Here is a 16,495-nt window from a genome sequence, read left to right on the forward strand (position 1 = left end):
GGGCTCAGCCCGGCCCGGTCAGCTGGTGGCCTGTGCCTGCGCGTTGGGACGCCAGGTGATCAGCTTGTTCTCGACCACGTCCAGCAGCGCGTCGATGACCAGCACGAAGGCGGCCAGGATGATGATGCCGGCGAACACACCCACGGCATTGAAGTTGCCCTCGGCCTGCGCGATCAGGTAACCCAGGCCCGCCGAGGCCCCGAGGTACTCACCGATGATCGCGCCGACCACCGCGAAGCCCACCGAGGTGCGCAGCGAAGACAGGATCCAGCTCGCCGCTGCGGGGAAGTAGACATGGCGCAGCAGGTCGCTGCGGCTCGCCCCCAGGATGCGGGCATTGGCCAGCACCACCGGATTCACCTCGCGCACGCCCTGCATGGCATTGAAGAACGTGGTGAAGAACACCAGCGTGACCGCCAGCGCCACCTTCGACCACAGCCCCAGGCCCAGCCACAGCACGAAAATCGGCGCCAGCACCACGCGCGGAATCGCGTTGAAGCCCTTGATGAAGGGATCGAGGATGCGTGCCGAGCGGCGGCTCAGGCCGAGCCAGACGCCGCCGGCCACACCCAGGCCGGTGCCGATGATGTAGCCCAGCGCGGTTTCGGTCAGCGTGATGTAGACATGCTGATAGAACGACGTATCGGACAGCCAGGTCCAGGCCTGCTGCACGATGGCGGTTGGCGATGGGAAGAAGAACGGATCGATCACGCCCAGCGCGATGCCGCCTTCCCAGCCACCGAACACGGCAACCACCAGCGCGAGCTGGATGAATTTGTCAGTCTTGGCGTGCATAGCTCTTCTCCACTTCGCCGCGCAGGCAGGCCCAGATGTCGCGGTACAGGTCGGTGAAACGGTCATCCAGCTTGATCTCGGCCACGTTCCTCGGCCGTTCCAGATCCACATCGAAACTGCGCACCACGCGGCTGGCCGGGCCGGAGGACAGCACCACCACGCGGTCGCCCAGGGCGATGGCTTCTTCCAGGTCGTGGGTGATCAGGATCACCGAGCGGCGATCCTCCTGCCACAACCGCAGCAGCTCGTTCTGCATCAGATGGCGGGTGTGGATGTCCAGCGCCGAGAAGGGTTCATCCATCAGGATCACCTTCGGCTCGACGATCAACGCCTGGGCCATCTGCACGCGCTTGCGCTGGCCACCGGACAGCTGGTGCGGGTAGCGATGCTCGAAGCCGGCCAGGCCGACCTTGGCCAGCCAAGCGTTGGCCTTGGCCTTGCGTTCGGCCTCGGGCACACCACGGAAGCGCAGGCCGAGTTCAACATTCTGGTACGCGGTCTTCCACGGCAGCAGCGCGTCCTGCTGGAACAGGTAGCCGACCGACTCCTGCACGCCGCTGACGGCACGGCCATCGATGCTGACCTGGCCCGACGACGGCTTCAGCAGGCCCGCCACGGAATTGAGGATGGTGCTCTTGCCGCAGCCGGTCGGCCCGACGATGGCAAGGAACTCGCCGTCACCCACCTGGATGTCGACATCGCGTACGGCGGTGAATTCGCCGAAGGACATGGTCACCTTGTTGATGGCGACCATGGTCTGTGCAGGCTCCAGCTGCGGCGCGCCATTGAACTGGCGCACGGTGGCATTGAGGGCCATGGGTTACCTCCGCTTACGGTTGGGCAGCCGGCGCCGCAGCGTTGGCACGCTCGACGAAGGCATTGGTGTAGGTCCGGGACAGATCGATATCGGCCTTGGCGACATCCGTGTTGAACTCACGCAGCACCTTCAGCGGTGTTTCCAGATCGGCAGGCGTGAAGTGACCGTCCCGGGTGAAGATCGCGCGCGCGTTCTCCACTGCGCGGGCATAGGTGGCGCGGTCACCGGAGACGTAGCTGTCCGGCAGCGCAGCGACGATGTCTTCAGCACTGTTGTCGGCGATGAACTTCAAGGCCATCTGCTCGGCGCGGGCGATCTTCTCGGCCGCTTCGGGGCGCTTGTCCAGGAAGCTCTGGTTGGCGTACATCACCGAGGTCGGGTACAGGCCGCCATAGACCTGGCGGGCGCCGTCGTCGCTGCGCGCGTCGAGGAGGATCCTGCCGACCTTGCGCTCGGTGATCAGGGTGGCGGCGGGATCATAGTTGACCAGCAGGTCGATCTTGCCCTGCTCCAGCGCGGCCACTGCTGCGGCGCCCGAGCCGACCCCGATCAATGAGATGCTGTCGGCCGGAATGTCGTGCTGGGCGAGGAAGTGACGGACGAAGAAGTCGGACGAGGAGCCCGGTGCGGTGATCCCGACCTTCTGGCCCTTGATGGTCTCCGGGCGCGCCGGATCGAAGGTGGCATCCTCGCGGCCGGCCATCACCAGGCCGGAGTTGCGCGAGAGCAGTACGAAGCCCACCACGTCCTTGCCCTTGGCCTGCATCTGGATGGTGTGGTCGTAGAAGCCGACGGCTACGTCGGTGGAATTGGCCACCAGCGCCTGCAGCACCTTGGAGCCGCCCTGGGCGAAGTTCTCGGTCTTCACCTGCAGGCCGACGTCCTTGAAGTAGCCCTTGGCGTCGGCAATGAAGAACGGCAGGTTGTTGAGGTTGTAGGAGCCGACGCTGATGCGCACCGGTGCGTTGTCGCTGCTGCCGGCGGCCGCGCCTTCCACGCGCCCGCTGTTGCTGCATCCGGCCGCGGCCAGCCCGGCCACGCACAGCGCGGCCATCAAGAACTGCTTGTACATCATCCCTCCCAGGAGTGAAGCATCTACGTTGTAATGGCGGGCATGCGCGTCTACGCAGGCCCGTCCGGGTTCAGATCATGCCGCTGACGTCCATTGGCGGGCTTGGGTGGCACTGGCCGTGGCGGGCGCGGGCGAAGTCGCGTACACGCGCCCCTCGAACAAGCGGCGTGCGGTGCGGACCACGCTGGCAATCACCGGCGAATCGCCCGAGCTGCGACTGAGGCCCACCTCCAGCGCCCCACTCGGATGTTCGAGGGTAATGCTGCCGGGAACGGACCGGCATCCGACCAAAGTGTGGGCCAGCGTGCCCGGCGTGACGGCGGCGGTGGCCAGGCCGACCGCGCCGGTAATGGCCAGTGCGGTGTGGCATTGGTGCGGCATGAAATAGCGCACCTGCAGATCGCCGCCCTGCTGCGCCGCCGACAGCAGCACCGGCTTGGGAATGACCTTGTTGCCGGCGTCGGCGATGCCCATGCGGGCGCCCGCCTCGATGCGCAGCGCTTCCAGTCGGCGCATGAACGCCGCGTCCGCGTTCAGTTCGGCGGGCGAGGCATCACCGCGCACGCCCAGGTCTTCGGCACGCACCAGCATCATCGGCATGGCGCAGTCCACCAGGCTGGCCGGCACGCCATTGATGGTTTCCTGCGCATGCCCGCTGGGCAGCAGCTTGCCGGTGCGGGCGCCTGCCGCATCAAGGAAGGACAGCCTGACCGGCGCGGCTGAGCCCGGCGCGCCGGCAATGCGCGTATCACCGCGGTAGGCCACATTGCCGCCCGGCGTTTCCACCGTGGCGATGATCAACTTGCCGGTGTTGACGTTGTGGATGCGCACTTCGGTCTGCGGATCCTGCGCCTGCACCAGCCCACGCTCGATGGCATACGGGCCTACGGCCGCCAGCATGTTGCCGCAGTTGGGCGAGGTATCCACCACTTGCTGCTCGACCCGTACCTGGGCGAACAGGTAGTCGACATCGGCGTCCGGGTGGCTGGAGCGGTCGATGATCGCCACCTTGCTGGTCAGCGCGTTGCCACCGCCGATGCCGTCGATCTGCAGCGGATGTCCCGAGCCCATCACTTCCAGCAGCAGGCGATCGCGTTCGGCGGTGTCCGCCGGCAGGTCGCTGGCCAGGAAGAACGGGCCCTTGGAGGTGCCGCCGCGCATGAGCACGCAGGGAATGCTGAGCAGATCGTTGGACATACGTGTGCTAGATTGATGCGTATAGGGGATGAATGACCCCTCTGTGATTCGATACTGGCATGACCCCAATTGATCTGTGAATTGCTGTTTTTTGGATGATTGATACCTGATGAGCATCAATTGCGAAATCCTCGATCTGCGTGCGTTCCTGCTGGTGTCGGAGACACGCAGCTTTCATCGGGCCGCGGAAATCCTTCACGTCTCCCAGCCCGCACTCAGCCGCCGGATCCAGAAACTGGAGCAGGCGGTGGGCTCGCCGCTGCTGGAGCGCACCACGCGCAGCGTCAGTACCACCGCTGTCGGCGAGAACCTGCTGCCACTGGTGCGCCGCATGCTGGAGGAATTCGATGGATCACTGTTCTCGCTGCGCGGCCGCGAAGACACCCGCGGCGCGACAGTGACCATCGCCTGCCTGCCGACGGCGGCGTTCTACTTCCTGCCCAGCGTGATGGCGCGTTTCCACGAAGCGCACCCGAACGTTCGCTTCCGCATCCTGGATATCCCGGCCACGGAGGGTCTGCAGGCAGTGGAACGTGGCGAAGTCGAGTTCGGCATCAACTTCATGGGCGCCAACGATCCGAATCTCGACTTCGACGTGCTGGCTGAGGACCCCTTCGTCCTCGCCTGCCGGCGCGATCATCCGCTGGCGCGCAAGCGCAAAGTGGAATGGGCCGACTTGGCCGAGCACCAGTTGATCACCGTGCATCGCACCAGCGGCAACCGGACGCTGCTGGATGGTGCGCTGGCGCGCGAGAACCTCAAGTTGAGCTGGCACTACGAAGTGACCCACCTGTCGACGTCACTGGGCATGGTCGAGGCGGGCATCGGGGTGTCGGTGCTGCCGAAGATGGCTACGCCAGATGGGGATCACCCCACCCTGGTGACGCGCGCGATCGGCAACCCGGTGGTGTCACGCACGATCGGCATCGTCCGCCGCCGCGGCGCCCTGCTCTCGCCCACGGCGGAGCGATTCCTGCAGATGCTGATGAGCCAGTGGCGTGGGGAGGCGTGAGCAGCCCCGCAGTTCACGCACCCATCCGTTCCGGCACACGGGGCGCTGACGGGGCCGCCCTTCATGACGAGGCCGCGAAGATCGACGCAATACCTGCAAGCGATCCCACGGCCACCCATGAGAGCGTGGCGAACGCAGTCAGCAGTACCTTCCGGTGGACGGCCTGCGCTTCGTTCTGGGCCTCCGACCGTCGCGCATAGGGCCTGGAGAAACCCAGCAGTTCGCCGGTGACAGTCAACACCCCCATCAGGATCAGTGCGGTCACGCAGAAGCCGAACATGGAGCCTATGAAGGCCAAATGGCGGGTGTCGCCGATAGCCGGCTGAGTCCCGGCCAGGGCTTCCACAAGTTGCCCCGTCCACCGTGCGGGCAGCCAAGCCAGGGCTGCGACAATGCCGAAGTGACTGGCCACGTTGATCCAGAACCAGGATGTGGTCTTCATGACGTCAGCGTTTCCGGTGTTGGCCAGTGGCGGGCATCGTGACGCCTGCGCCAGCCCCGCGCAACGCTGCATGGGGAAGCCGGCCAGCGGCCGGCACTACCAGGTCAATCAGCCTGCGGTTTCCAGCCCCTTGCCTGCCGCATCCATCCGCAACGAGGCCAGGTACCGGCAGTACTTGCCGACGAAGATGCCAGTGAACCCGCCCGTCAGCAGCAGGTAGGCGGCACTGAAGCCGGCACTGGCGGACAGCGACGGCGACACCGCAAACGCGACTTCGAAGCCGTACTTCACCAGGAAGGTGACCAGCAGCAGCGGCAGCAGGCTGAAGTCCGCGCTGCGCCAGAGCTTGCCGGTGCTGCGGTCCAGCGTCAGCTTCAATCGATTCAGCAGCAGCCAGGCAAGTGCCGCGCCCGTGGCTATGCCGGCAAGCCACTCGCTCCAGGCGGCCAGCGACGCGCCGAAGCGATGACTGATCGACCACGCGCCCCAGACGGCGAACAGCGCGGGCACGATCGCCAGTTTGTGCAGCGAGGTTTCTGCAGGCTTCATGGCGGCGATGCCACGGGTGACCAGGAAGGCCAGGAGCAGCCAGACCCAGATCGGCGTCTGCGAGGCGAGTTGCTGGAGCATGTTCATGAGCGGTCCCCTTGATGAGTGGTGGCTGAGTGGTGGCGAGGTGCCCTCGCCTTGGCGCTCACTATTCGCTTCCGCCCGGGTTGCAGCCAGTGACAGCTGTCAGCCATCGCGGATGACCCGCCGGCATGCTGCGCGTCCCCGGCAGCTGTCGGGGTGGATTCACCCGGTGCACCCTGCGCGGGCCGGCCCTCAGTCCGCGCTACCATCACCACGACGCCGCTGCGAGCCACGTGCATGTACCACGACCCTGTTCGACGTCGCCTGTGTGCGGCGCTGCTGGCCACTGGCTTCGGCCTGTCAGCACCATCGGCGCTGGCGAGCCGGGCGACGTTGGCGGGATGCGGTTCGCTGACCGCATTGCTGCAGGCCGAACGGCAGCCTGGCATGGCGGCCGTTCTGGTTGATCACGGGCGCATTGCCGCGCTGTGCACGACCGGGCGGCTCGATGACACCCGGCCTGCACCGATTGATCGCCATACCGTGTTCGAACTGGGGTCGATCACCAAGCTGTTCACGGCCCTGCTGATTTTCCGGCTCCAGCAGCGGCATCTGCTCGACGTCACCGCGCCCATCGGCCAGTACATGGAAGGGTTGCCTTCCGCATGGGCATCCACTTCGCTGCTGCAGCTGCTGAGCCATACCTCAGGCATTCCCAACTATCTGAATGAAGAAAATTTCCTGCGGTTGATGCCGACGAATCCAGCCCCCCGTGAATTGCTCGCAGAGGTGGCCGAGCGGCCGCTGGCGTTTGCGCCCGGTGCGCGGCACGCCTATTCCAATACGAACTACATCCTGCTCGGCCTGGCCATAGAGCATGCAACCGGCATGGACTACTGGCGGGTTCTGCAGGAGGAGATACTGTCGCCGCTGGGCATGCGCGATGCGGGACCGCGTCGTGCAGGCGATCGGCGCCGGGTTGCCCAGGGGCATCTGTTCCAGGATGGCCACTGGCGCGCACCACCGCCCACTGCTCCGGGCTCGGCATGGGCCGCCGGCGGCCTGCTCGCCAGCATCGACGACATGGCGCGCTTTGCTGTGGCGCTGGACCAGCATCGACTGTTGCCCGAGGCGGCCCTGAAGCGGATGTGGTGCGACACACTCCTCGCCAATGGCAGCAAGGCGGGCTGGGGGGCCGGCTGGGAAGTTTCCGATGGCGGAAAGGTAGTCGGCCATGGCGGCGGGACCGCAGGCTTTACCGGGTATCTCCGGCACCGTCCCACCGATCGAAGAACGCTCGTCGTACTGATCAATCGCGCCGGAGACATCAACCCGCAGGGCATTGCAGAGCGCCTCGACCTGGGCATGAGTCGCTGCAATGGGAGGCTTTCCAGGCCGGCGCCTTCGCTGGATCAACCCGGCACCCGGACAACGCGATCCATGCCATGACGCAGATCATCGGCGCTGGCTGATGGAAATGCGCCGCCGGTACTGCGCCACCCACTCCAGCGACGGCGCAACACCGCCGAACGGGAAGAAATGCGGGCTGACCTGGCCATGGGCGCGGGTCAGCCCCTTCACCAGGCGATCGACGAACACCTCCGGCCCTGCCGTGCCGAGCAGGCGGCCGATCGAGATGCCGTACTTGGCGAGCATCGATGCACTGGCGCCTACGCCGCACATCGCGGCGTAGCGCAGCAGGCGAGAGACGCTGGCCGGGCCCGGCACGCCGACCAGCACCGGAACGCTGATGCCGCGCGCGCGCAGTGCATCCAGCCAGGCCAGCACGGCATCGGCATCGAAGGCGAACTGGGTGACGATCACAGGCGCCATGCGGCGCGCTTCGATGGCCTGGCACTTGCGTTCGAGTACCTGCCAGCGAGCGTCGCCGCTCATCGCCGGATGGCCTTCCGGATGCCCGCCGATACCTACGACCTTGATGCCGAAACGCTCAAGACGCCCGGTCTCGATGATCGAAGCACTGTCGGCAAACGGCCCGGCAGGCGTCGCGAGGTCACCGGCGATCAGCAGGCAGCGCTCCACCCCGGCTTCGCTGGTGGCGCGCTCCAGGAAGCGTTCAAGCGCTGTGCGTGACCCGATGCGCCGCGCGGAGAGATGCGGCATCGGCTCGAATCCGAGCGCGCGCACGGTGCGCACGGCGGCCAGGCGGGCGTCGTCATCCTCGCTGGCCAGCCAGGGAATGGAGATGACCGTACCGCGCGGGATCCGATCCGCCTCGGCGCGCAGCGCGGGCATGGCCTTCGCGCTGACTTCCAGTGAAAAGGCGTTGATGAAGGCTTCCGCGTGCGCTGAGGTACCGGCCGGCATCAGCGCGCCTCGCGTGCATTGCCGGCAAGCGGCGAGCTGTTGCGGGCCAGTTCGATGAAGGCCTGCAGGTAGTCGATACCGGTATCGGCCTCGCGCGCGCCCAGGTAGATCTGCTTGGGGATGCCCTTGGCGCCCAGGCGCACGGGCACCACGTCCATGCGCGTGGCGTACTCCTCCACCAGCCAGCGCGGCATGGCAGCCACGCCGCGGCCGCTGGCCACCATCTGCATCATGATGTCGGTGGTTTCGATGGCCTTGTGGCGCCGCGGCGTGATGCCGGCCGGCAGCAGGAACTGGTTGTAGATGTCCAGGCGCTCGAACGGCACCGGATAACTGATCAGCACTTCCTGGCCGAGCTGGCGCGGCTTTACGTGGTCCACCTTGGCCAGGGCATGGTTCCCGGCCACCACCAGCACCTGTTCGTAGTCGAACACGGGAATGAACTTCAGGCCCGGCTTCAGCAGCGGGTCGGGGGTAACCAGCAGGTCGATCTCGTAGCCGAACAATGCGCCGATACCGCCGAACTGGAACTTCTGCTTGACGTCCACATCCACGTCCGGCCATGCCGCCAGGTACGGTGAGACGATCTTCAACAGCCACTGGTAGCAGGGATGGCACTCCATGCCGATGCGCAGCGCACCACGCTCGCCCTGCGCGAACTGGCGCAGGCGCTCCTCGGCCAGGTCCAGCTGCGGCAGCACCCGGTTGGCCACTGCCAGCAGGTACTGTCCGGCCTGGGTCAGCCGCAGGCTGCGACCCTCACGCAGCCAGACCTCGGTACCCAGCTGCTGCTCCAGCTTCTTCATGCTGTGGCTGAGCGCCGACTGGGTCAGGTTGAGCACGCCGGCGGCGGCGGTGAGCGAGCCCTGCTGCTCGACCTGCTGCACGATGCTGAGGTGGATGCGCTCCAGCATGACGATGAATCTCACTCATGGATAGGTGAAGTAATACCATTTTACGTCATGGAAAGGCATGACTAGGATCGGGTCATGCCTTCATCCCACCGCCCTCTCCGTATCGTCGCCGTGTCCGGCGGACTGCAGCGCCCCTCGCGGGCCACCCTCCTGGCCGAGCATCTGCTGGGCGTGATCGGCAACGACGTCCATTGCGAACACCATCTGATCGAGCTCGGCGAGCTCGCCCCGCAGCTGGCCGGCGCCCTGTGGCGCTCACAATTGCCCGAGGCTGTCGAGCGCCAGCTGCTTGCCGTCGAGCAGGCCGATGTCCTCGTGGTGAGCACGCCGGTCTATCGCGGCTCGTACACCGGGCTGTTCAAGCATTTCTTCGACTTCATCCACCAGGATGCGCTGGTCGACACCCCCATCCTGCTGGCCGCGACCGGCGGCAGCGAGCGCCATGCGCTGGTGATCGATCACCAGCTGCGGCCGCTCTTCAGCTTCTTCCAGGCCCGCACCCTGCCGCTGGGCGTCTATGCCACCGACCGCGATTTCGCCGACGGCCGCGTGCGCAACGAACCGCTGATCGAGCGCGCTCGACTGGCGGTCCACCGAGCCATGCCACTGCTGGCCCTGGCCCGCCATCCCGTCGCCGCCCTCGAGGCTGCCGCAGCACCCTGAATGCCGGATGCCCTCGCCCGCATCCGGATGTCACCCCGCATCACGGAACGCCGCCCATGACGAACGACACCTTCACCTTCAGCATCACGCGCATCCCCTTCAACGAGGACTACCAGCCCGCCGAGGGCACGCGCATCACCACCAATTTCGCCAATCTGGCGCGCGGCGCTTCCCGGCGGGAAAACCTGCGCAACACCCTCAGCATGATCAACAACCGCTTCAACGACCTGGCGCACTGGGACAACCCGAGCGCCGATCGTTATGCCGTCGAGCTGGACATCATCTCGGTGGAGATGCACATCGACGGCGCCGACGGCAACGATCCGTTTCCGTTGATCGAGGTGCTGCAACCGACCATCGTCGACACGCGGACCGGCGCGCGTACCGAAGGCATCGTCGGCAACAATTTCTCGTCCTACGTGCGTGACTATGATTTCAGCGTGGTGCTGCCGGCCAGCAACGAGGGCAAGGCCACCTTCGGTCTTCCGGAAGGCTTTGGCGACCTGCATGGCAAGCTGTTCAAGCACTTCCTGGGATCGGGCGCCTACCGCGCCAGCTTCCGCAAGGGGCCGGTGATCTGCATCAGCGTCTCCAGCAGCAGGACCTACCACCGCACCGAGAATCATCACCCCATCCTGGGCGTGGAGTACCGGCAGGGCGAGTTCTCCGCCACCGACCACTACTTCGACAAGATGGGCCTGCAGGTACGTTACTTCATGCCGCCGGGCAGCGTCGCGCCGCTGGCGTTCTACTTCCAGGGCGACCTGCTGGGCGACTACTCGAACCTGGAGCTGATCGGCACCATCAGCACGATGGAAGCGTTCCAGAAGATCTACCGCCCGGAGATCTACAACGCCAATTCCGTGGCCGGCAAGGTCTACCAGCCCAGCCTGAAGCACCAGGATTACTCGTCCACCCGCATCGTCTACGACCGCGAAGAGCGCAGCCAGCTGGCGGTCAAGCAGGGCCGGTTCACCGAAGAGCACTTCATCAAGCCGTACCGCGCCGTGCTTGAGCAGTGGGCTGCGCGCTGATCCATCGATTTCCCCTTCGCATTCCAGGACAACCCGACACCGATGAAGAAACTGCTCCCCACCTCCACCGCCGGCAGCCTGCCAAAGCCGTCCTGGCTGGCAGAACCCGAAAAGCTCTGGTCGCCCTGGAAGCTGCAGGACGAAGGCCTGGCTGAAGGCAAGCAGGATGCGCTGCGCCTGTCGCTGCAGGAACAGCAACACGCGGGCATCGACATCGTCAGCGACGGTGAGCAGACCCGGCAGCACTTCGTCACTACCTTCATCGAGCATCTCGGCGGCGTTGACTTCGAAAAGCGCGAAACCGTGCGCATCCGTAACCGCTACGATGCCAGCGTGCCCACCATGGTCGGCGCCGTGAGCCGTCCGAAGCCGGTGTTCGTGGAGGATGCGAAGTTCCTGCGCCGCCAGACTGCGCAGCCGATCAAGTGGGCGCTGCCCGGCCCGATGACGATGATCGACACGCTGTACGACGCCCACTACAGGAACCGGGAAAAGCTGGCCTGGGAGTTCGCGAAGATCCTCAACGAGGAAGCGAAGGAGCTGGAAGCGGCCGGCGTGGACATCATCCAGTTCGATGAGCCGGCCTTCAATGTGTTCTTCGACGAAGTGAACGACTGGGGCGTGGCCGCCCTGGAGCGCGCGATCGAAGGGCTGACGTGCGAGACAGCCGTGCACATCTGCTACGGTTACGGGATCAAGGCCAACACCGACTGGAAGCAGACGCTGGGATCGGAATGGCGCCAGTACGAGGAATCGTTCCCGAAACTGCAGGCCTCCAGCCTCGACATCATTTCGCTGGAATGCCATAACTCGCACGTGCCGATCGACCTGATCGAGCTGGTCCGTGGCAAGAAGGTGATGGTAGGCGCGATCGACGTGGCCTCGAGCGCGGTGGAAACACCGGAAGAAGTGGCCGACACCCTGCGCAGGGCGCTGCAGTTCGTGGATGCCGACAAGCTTTACCCCAGCACCAACTGCGGCATGGCGCCGCTGGCCCGCACCGTGGCCAGGGGCAAGCTGCGCGCGCTCAGCGAAGGGGCCAGGATCGTGCGTGAGGAGCTTTCGGCGTAGCGCTTGCCAGGGCTGTGGGCGTCCTGCCGGGTACCGACCACGCCTGACACGTTAACCGCCCCAAGGGCCTGGCAGGCTGCCGCAGTGCGAGCGCCTGCTTGATGCGTGCCACCTCCCCTGTCCCGGCCTCGGCCAGGCGGCGCGCCTGCTGGCGCTGCTCCCGTGTGAGCGGCGGCGGCCGCGCCGCGCCTGCCGAAGGCGCGGCGCCCACAAGACAGGCGACCGCGTCGCGCAGCCGCAACCGGGGGCAAAGCCGAGCCGCGCACCAGCGCTCGGCATAGCGCCGGGCTTGCCGCGCATTCACCGCGTGCACCACCTTGGCCGGGGACATCCTGCGTGCATCCAGGTACACCTGGAAGCCGAGCACTGCGTGCGGGACGATGCTGGCCACGATGCGGCCGCTCCACCATAGATCCCAGCGCTCACCGCGTTGCACCCAGCCGGAGGACGCGGGGACTGCCGGGAGACCGCGAAGATCGGAGAAGGAATGCATGCAGGAAGGATACGGGCTGCCGTCGCAGGGGATGAGATTCGAATGGGCACGTAGCCGCGGCCGTGAATCGTTCAATGGAAACGCAACGGTGCAGTATGGTCGCTGCCCTCTCGGCACCGGCATGCATCATTGGCATGACACATCACCGGCGATCACCCGCCGGCATGCTCAACGATGCAACAGCCATTACCCCCGGCGCTGGCCAGGTCGCGGCACGCAGACGCTCGGCCGGTGTCCGCTCCGTCGTTCAGATCCGCGTCGTGGCCAGGAACCGTTCACGATCCTGCTGCGTGCGCCGGCGGATCTCCTCCAGCGCCTGGCTTTCGGTCGCCTGCAGCATGGCCTCGAACAGGCGCTGGAAGTGATGGCGCATCGCATTGCGCGCGGCCACCGGATCACGTGCGCGCAATGCTTCGAAGATGGCCATGTGCTCGTCGGCACGGCTGGCGCCATCATCATGGCAGACCCGCGCATAGACTTCGGTTACCCGCGGCAACTCGCTGCGCATGCGCCAGATCTGCTGCACGAAGAACTCCACCACCGGGTTGCCGGAGAGGCGCGCGATGGTCAGGTGGAAGCGGCGGTCGTACTCGCCGGCTTCCGCGTCGCTCAGGTCGCGACGGCACAGCGCTTCGGCCAACGCCTGAAGCTCGGCAATGCCGGCATCATCCAGATTGCTTGCCGCCAGAGCGGCGGCCTCGGCCTCGAATACCGCGCGGGCAGCGGTGAGGTCGAAGGCGCTGACATCCGGCAGCCCGCCGGACGCCTGCGTCGGGCGCGGCTTCACGTGCACGCCCGAACCGATACGGATCGCAATCCAGCCCTGTGCCTCCAGTGCAATCTCCGCTTCGCGGATGGTGACCCGGCTGACGCCAAACCGTTCGGCCAGCTCGCGCTCGCCCGGCAGCCGCGAGCCCGGCGGGAATTCGCCGTCCTCGATCAGCTTGCGGAGCTTGGCAGCGATGGTCTGGTAAAGGCGGTTGGCGGACATGCGGCTGACCCTTGGCAATTCAATTCCTTCCGGGTCCCTGCCCTGCCACCGCGGCCGGCGAGGGTCCGGTTGGAGCGACGGCGCGGCCACTGGCCGCGCCGCCCTGTTCAGAACTTGTATCGTACACCGAAATACGCACGCCGCCCGTAGGTCACTACTTCGCGGAAGTTCCCATAAAGCGGCTGGTAGGCCACGCGCGGCTCGTTGGTCAGGTTCATCAACTCCAGCGACAGCGACAACTGCTTGTTCACCCGGTAGCGCAGGCGCAGGTCCACGCTGGTGTTGTCATCGTAGTAGCGGTTCTGCTGCGCGGCGTTGCCGGTGAAGTCCTGGTAGTAGTGCGAGCGGAACTTGCCGATGGCCTGGATGTTGAAGCGCCCGACGTCCCAGTAGATCGAGCCGGACAGGACGTGCCGCGAGAAGCCGCTGAGACCGGCCGGCGGCACGATCGCCGGAATGATCGTGCCATCACCGGCCAACTGCTCACCCAGCCGTGAATCCTGGGTCTGGTAGTCGGCATCGGCATAGTTGTAGCTGACCTTGAAGCCCAGCCCGTCGAACGGCTTGGGCAGGTAAGACAGTCGATGGGTGGCGGTCAGCTCGAAGCCGGTCAGCGTACTGTCCTCGTCGGTGGTTACCTGCTGCCGCACCGGCACGGTCACGCTCCGGCCGTCGATGGTGTAGGTCTCAGGCACCAGCGCGGTGGCGGTGCCGCCGTTGAACTGCTTCCAGTACACCGCGCCGGCCAGCATCGTGTCCGGGTTCGGGTACCACTCCAGGGAGAGGTCACCGTTCCAGGACATCAGCGGCTGCGCAGCGGGGTTGCCGCTGGCACTGATGTCATCCAGCGCGTCGGCCAGATTGCCGTAGGTGGCATCACTACTGACGTTGATGGTGCGCCCGGCGCCCAGCGCGGCGATGTCCGGCCGTGACATAGCGCGGTATGCACCGACCCGCAGCAGTACGTCCGGGCGCAGTTCGAAGGCCGCGTTGAGGCTGGGCAGCAGCTTGTCGTTGCCCGCCTTGAACACCTGCGTGCTGTACGCACCGGTGGGTTGCAGGCGGATCGTGCCGTCACCGTTGTCCTCGATACGCAGCCCCGTACGCACGCCTTCGGAGCGAACGTCGGTCTTGACCCAGCGCAGGCCCAGGTTGCCGGTCACCGGCAAGCCGAACAGGCTGCTGCTGAACTCACCCATCAGATAGAGCGCGCGTGTCTTCTCGGTGATATCGACATTGTTCGGATCCTGGAAACCCGGATCCAACCCACTGTCGAGGCTGCCACGGAACGACTGGTACAGGCAGTCCGGAACGAAGTACGCCCACGAGGAGATCGTGTTGCCGCTGGCGGCATCCATGAAGTCATCCTGCGGGAACGGCGCACGGCAGGCCTGGTTGGCGGCGATGATCTTCGCCTTGTCGGCCGCCACGCGCTGGTCGTAGTCGGTTACCAGGGTGTTGTCGCGCAGGCGGTAGTCGGCCTGGCTGGCACGCACGCCGCCCTTGATGCGGGTGAAGAAACCGGACTCGGGCATGAAGCTGGCATCGAAGCGGCCGGCCCTGATCCTGTGGTCGTTCTCCGTTGCGCTGGACGTGACGCGCGCCGCGCCGGTGTAGGCGTCCCAGTTGTTGGGGTCGAAGTTCGGCGCCAGCGCAACACTGGGCACTTCGCCGCGCCAGTCCCAGTCATAGTCCACGTAGCCGGTGGCACCACTGCTGATGCCCGGCACGATGGCATTGTTGACGTCGCGCTGGTTGGCGCGCAGGCGGGTCATGCGCTCGCTGTCGAGGCGATTGGTGTGCGAGTACGAAAGATCGGTGGACAGTTCCCAGGCCGGGGTCGGTCGCAGGATCAGGTTCAGGCCACCCCCGGTGTATTCCTCGCCACGCCAGTAGCGGTTTGAGGTGGAATCAATCGAGGTGCTGCCATGCAGGTGGCGCACGATGCCGTCCTCGTCCACCTCGCGCCGGGTGATGCCACGGCGGGCGTTGGACAGGCTCAGGTCGCTGCGGTTCTCGTACCAGTTGCGCTCGGTGTGTTCGAAGTCGAGGTTCACTTCAACCACGTCATTGGGCCGCCACTGCAATGCGGCGAACTCGCTCTGCCGGTCGTTGCGCTCCTGCTTGAGCCGGTAGATGCGGCTGCTGGGCACCAGGTAATAAGGTGCGCCGTTGGCGATGGCCTGCGCGGACACTTCATTGCAGTTGGCATTGCTCACGTTCTGCGTGCCATCGCAGGCATACCAGGTGGAACCGCTGGTGATGCTCTCTTCCGGGTCGGTGCCATCCAGGCGCTGGAAGCCCAGCGAGATGCCCAGCTTCTGCCCGTTGCCGAACTCGAACTGGTCGATGTAGCTGGCGGTACCGCGATAGCCGATGCCGTCGTCGTCGCGGTACTTCTTGTCATACTCGGCCCAGCTGCCGCGCAGGTCCAGCTGCGCCGCACGCTTGCCGTACTCCAGTGGGCGCACTGTTTCCAGGCCGATGGTGCCAGCCACGCCGCCTTCGATGATGTCGGCACGCTGGGTCTTGTAGATGGCCACCGTGTTGATCAGCTCGGCCGGGAACATGTTGAAGTTCACCGAGCGGTCGCCGCTGCCATTGGTGATTTCGCGGCCGTTGAAGTTGGTGCTGCTTAGGAAGGCGCCCAGGCCACGGATCGAGATCTCCGACGCACCGGTCTTGTCGCGGGTCGAGGCGGCACCGGTCAGGGTCTCGATCGCGTCGGCCAGCGACGGCGCCGGCAGGTCGCCGATGTCATCTGCGGAAAGCACGTCTGCGATGACCGTGTCGTCGCGCTTCTTGTTGATCGAACTCTGCATCGATTCGCGGATGCCGGTGACCTGCACCTGGTCCAGCGTGGTGGGATCCTGCCCTGCCGCGTCCTTGCCGGATTGCGCGTGGGCAGCGGGCAGGCCAGCCAATGCGGCAAGCAGCGCCACGATCAGGGGTGTAGGGGACAACGAGATGCTGTGCACTGCTCCGGCGGGTCGCCGCATGGTTTCCTCCTCCCAAAGGATCGCCTGCATGCCAGGCGTGGGACGCAGCTTCGGCACGGCGACATGAAAATGTCAACCAATTGGTATGCGATTG

15 protein-coding genes are annotated in these 16,495 nt (G+C 65.8%); 5 read left to right on the plus strand and 10 right to left on the minus strand.

Going from position 1 to position 16,495, the window contains the following annotated elements; translation table 11 throughout:
- Positions 1-18 precede the first annotated feature (18 nt).
- The 4 genes from AC5P7R_RS03855 to AC5P7R_RS03870 all read right to left on the minus strand — a co-directional run bounded on the left by AC5P7R_RS03855 (position 19) and on the right by AC5P7R_RS03870 (position 3,881).
- Positions 19-795 carry an ABC transporter permease gene (locus AC5P7R_RS03855; protein WP_005409726.1) on the minus strand — a complete coding sequence of 259 codons (777 nt, stop codon included), beginning with the start codon at positions 793-795 and terminating at the stop codon, positions 19-21.
- A complete protein-coding gene (locus AC5P7R_RS03860; protein WP_014647218.1) occupies positions 779-1,612 on the minus strand; it encodes an ABC transporter ATP-binding protein in 834 nt (277 codons plus the stop codon). Before AC5P7R_RS03860 ends, AC5P7R_RS03855 begins: the two co-directional genes overlap by 17 nt.
- Before the next feature lie 13 nt (positions 1,613-1,625).
- A complete protein-coding gene (locus AC5P7R_RS03865) occupies positions 1,626-2,684 on the minus strand; it encodes an ABC transporter substrate-binding protein (protein WP_031269486.1) in 1,059 nt (352 codons plus the stop codon).
- 75 nt (positions 2,685-2,759) lie between these two features.
- Positions 2,760-3,881, minus strand: coding sequence for a 4-oxalomesaconate tautomerase (locus AC5P7R_RS03870; protein WP_021202386.1), 1,122 nt, complete (start codon positions 3,879-3,881; stop codon positions 2,760-2,762).
- A 109-nt stretch (positions 3,882-3,990) separates the two neighbouring features.
- On the opposite strand from AC5P7R_RS03870, the gene AC5P7R_RS03875 reads away from it, so the two are divergent.
- A complete protein-coding gene (locus tag AC5P7R_RS03875; protein WP_010485668.1) occupies positions 3,991-4,893 on the plus strand; it encodes a LysR family transcriptional regulator in 903 nt (300 codons plus the stop codon).
- Between the two features lie 61 nt (positions 4,894-4,954).
- Here the strand turns inward: AC5P7R_RS03875 and AC5P7R_RS03880 are convergent, their stop codons facing one another.
- Entirely contained in the window at positions 4,955-5,335 is a 381-nt protein-coding gene (locus AC5P7R_RS03880; protein ID WP_019337724.1) for a hypothetical protein, read from the minus strand.
- 108 nt (positions 5,336-5,443) lie between these two features.
- Positions 5,444-5,971, minus strand: coding sequence for a DUF6622 family protein (locus tag AC5P7R_RS03885; protein ID WP_021202385.1), 528 nt, complete (start codon positions 5,969-5,971; stop codon positions 5,444-5,446).
- A gap of 234 nt (positions 5,972-6,205) precedes the next feature.
- Here AC5P7R_RS03885 and AC5P7R_RS03890 point away from each other — a divergent pair, with 234 nt between their 5' ends.
- The gene (locus AC5P7R_RS03890; RefSeq protein ID WP_021202384.1) at positions 6,206-7,357 is read left to right on the plus strand and encodes a serine hydrolase domain-containing protein; all 1,152 of its coding nucleotides are present in this window, start codon (positions 6,206-6,208) and stop codon (positions 7,355-7,357) included.
- A 6-nt stretch (positions 7,358-7,363) separates the two neighbouring features.
- Here AC5P7R_RS03890 and AC5P7R_RS03895 read toward each other — a convergent pair whose 3' ends face one another.
- Both AC5P7R_RS03895 and AC5P7R_RS03900 read right to left on the minus strand, forming a co-directional pair.
- Positions 7,364-8,236, minus strand: coding sequence for a methylenetetrahydrofolate reductase (locus AC5P7R_RS03895; RefSeq protein WP_021202383.1), 873 nt, complete (start codon positions 8,234-8,236; stop codon positions 7,364-7,366).
- Positions 8,236-9,150 carry a LysR family transcriptional regulator gene (locus AC5P7R_RS03900; protein ID WP_021202382.1) on the minus strand — a complete coding sequence of 305 codons (915 nt, stop codon included), beginning with the start codon at positions 9,148-9,150 and terminating at the stop codon, positions 8,236-8,238. The genes AC5P7R_RS03895 and AC5P7R_RS03900 overlap by 1 nt, the downstream gene beginning before the upstream one ends.
- Before the next feature lie 75 nt (positions 9,151-9,225).
- Here AC5P7R_RS03900 and msuE point away from each other — a divergent pair, with 75 nt between their 5' ends.
- The 3 genes from msuE to AC5P7R_RS03915 are packed head-to-tail and all read left to right on the plus strand — an operon-like array spanning position 9,226 to position 11,918.
- Positions 9,226-9,813 (plus strand): FMN reductase, encoded by a 588-nt coding sequence (gene msuE, locus AC5P7R_RS03905; protein ID WP_021202381.1) that lies wholly within the window; start codon positions 9,226-9,228, stop codon positions 9,811-9,813.
- 56 nt (positions 9,814-9,869) lie between these two features.
- Complete coding sequence (locus tag AC5P7R_RS03910) at positions 9,870-10,847, plus strand: DUF1852 domain-containing protein (protein ID WP_021202380.1); 978 nt, start codon at positions 9,870-9,872, stop codon at positions 10,845-10,847.
- A 42-nt stretch (positions 10,848-10,889) separates the two neighbouring features.
- Positions 10,890-11,918, plus strand: a complete 1,029-nt coding sequence (locus AC5P7R_RS03915) for a methionine synthase (RefSeq protein WP_495213768.1) — start codon at positions 10,890-10,892, stop codon at positions 11,916-11,918.
- A 740-nt stretch (positions 11,919-12,658) separates the two neighbouring features.
- Here AC5P7R_RS03915 and AC5P7R_RS03920 read toward each other — a convergent pair.
- Both AC5P7R_RS03920 and AC5P7R_RS03925 read right to left on the minus strand, forming a co-directional pair.
- Positions 12,659-13,402: a FadR/GntR family transcriptional regulator gene (locus tag AC5P7R_RS03920; RefSeq protein ID WP_021202377.1), complete on the minus strand. Its 744-nt coding sequence runs from the start codon at positions 13,400-13,402 to the stop codon at positions 12,659-12,661.
- Positions 13,403-13,509: 107 nt separating this feature from the next.
- Positions 13,510-16,401 carry a TonB-dependent receptor gene (locus tag AC5P7R_RS03925; protein WP_227852920.1) on the minus strand — a complete coding sequence of 964 codons (2,892 nt, stop codon included), beginning with the start codon at positions 16,399-16,401 and terminating at the stop codon, positions 13,510-13,512.
- Between the last annotated feature and the right edge of the window lie 94 nt (positions 16,402-16,495).

The sequence above is a fragment of the Stenotrophomonas sp. YJH_SMC_27 genome, from assembly GCF_059369815.1.

What these genes read in the sequence shown, in the direction of transcription:
- AC5P7R_RS03895 (WP_021202383.1), bottom strand. Translation starts at nt 8,236, where the DNA reads ATGCCGGCCGGTACCTCAGCGCACGCGGAAGCCTTCATCAACGCCTTT.
- AC5P7R_RS03915 (WP_495213768.1), top strand. Translation starts at nt 10,890, where the DNA reads ATGAAGAAACTGCTCCCCACCTCCACCGCCGGCAGCCTGCCAAAGCCG.
- AC5P7R_RS03870 (WP_021202386.1), bottom strand. Translation starts at nt 3,881, where the DNA reads ATGTCCAACGATCTGCTCAGCATTCCCTGCGTGCTCATGCGCGGCGGC.
- AC5P7R_RS03925 (WP_227852920.1), bottom strand. Translation starts at nt 16,401, where the DNA reads ATGCGGCGACCCGCCGGAGCAGTGCACAGCATCTCGTTGTCCCCTACA.
- AC5P7R_RS03860 (WP_014647218.1), bottom strand. Translation starts at nt 1,612, where the DNA reads ATGGCCCTCAATGCCACCGTGCGCCAGTTCAATGGCGCGCCGCAGCTG.
- AC5P7R_RS03910 (WP_021202380.1), top strand. Translation starts at nt 9,870, where the DNA reads ATGACGAACGACACCTTCACCTTCAGCATCACGCGCATCCCCTTCAAC.
- AC5P7R_RS03885 (WP_021202385.1), bottom strand. Translation starts at nt 5,971, where the DNA reads ATGAACATGCTCCAGCAACTCGCCTCGCAGACGCCGATCTGGGTCTGG.
- AC5P7R_RS03900 (WP_021202382.1), bottom strand. Translation starts at nt 9,150, where the DNA reads ATGCTGGAGCGCATCCACCTCAGCATCGTGCAGCAGGTCGAGCAGCAG.
- AC5P7R_RS03890 (WP_021202384.1), top strand. Translation starts at nt 6,206, where the DNA reads ATGTACCACGACCCTGTTCGACGTCGCCTGTGTGCGGCGCTGCTGGCC.
- msuE (WP_021202381.1), top strand. Translation starts at nt 9,226, where the DNA reads ATGCCTTCATCCCACCGCCCTCTCCGTATCGTCGCCGTGTCCGGCGGA.
- AC5P7R_RS03855 (WP_005409726.1), bottom strand. Translation starts at nt 795, where the DNA reads ATGCACGCCAAGACTGACAAATTCATCCAGCTCGCGCTGGTGGTTGCC.
- AC5P7R_RS03920 (WP_021202377.1), bottom strand. Translation starts at nt 13,402, where the DNA reads ATGTCCGCCAACCGCCTTTACCAGACCATCGCTGCCAAGCTCCGCAAG.
- AC5P7R_RS03875 (WP_010485668.1), top strand. Translation starts at nt 3,991, where the DNA reads ATGAGCATCAATTGCGAAATCCTCGATCTGCGTGCGTTCCTGCTGGTG.
- AC5P7R_RS03865 (WP_031269486.1), bottom strand. Translation starts at nt 2,684, where the DNA reads ATGTACAAGCAGTTCTTGATGGCCGCGCTGTGCGTGGCCGGGCTGGCC.
- AC5P7R_RS03880 (WP_019337724.1), bottom strand. Translation starts at nt 5,335, where the DNA reads ATGAAGACCACATCCTGGTTCTGGATCAACGTGGCCAGTCACTTCGGC.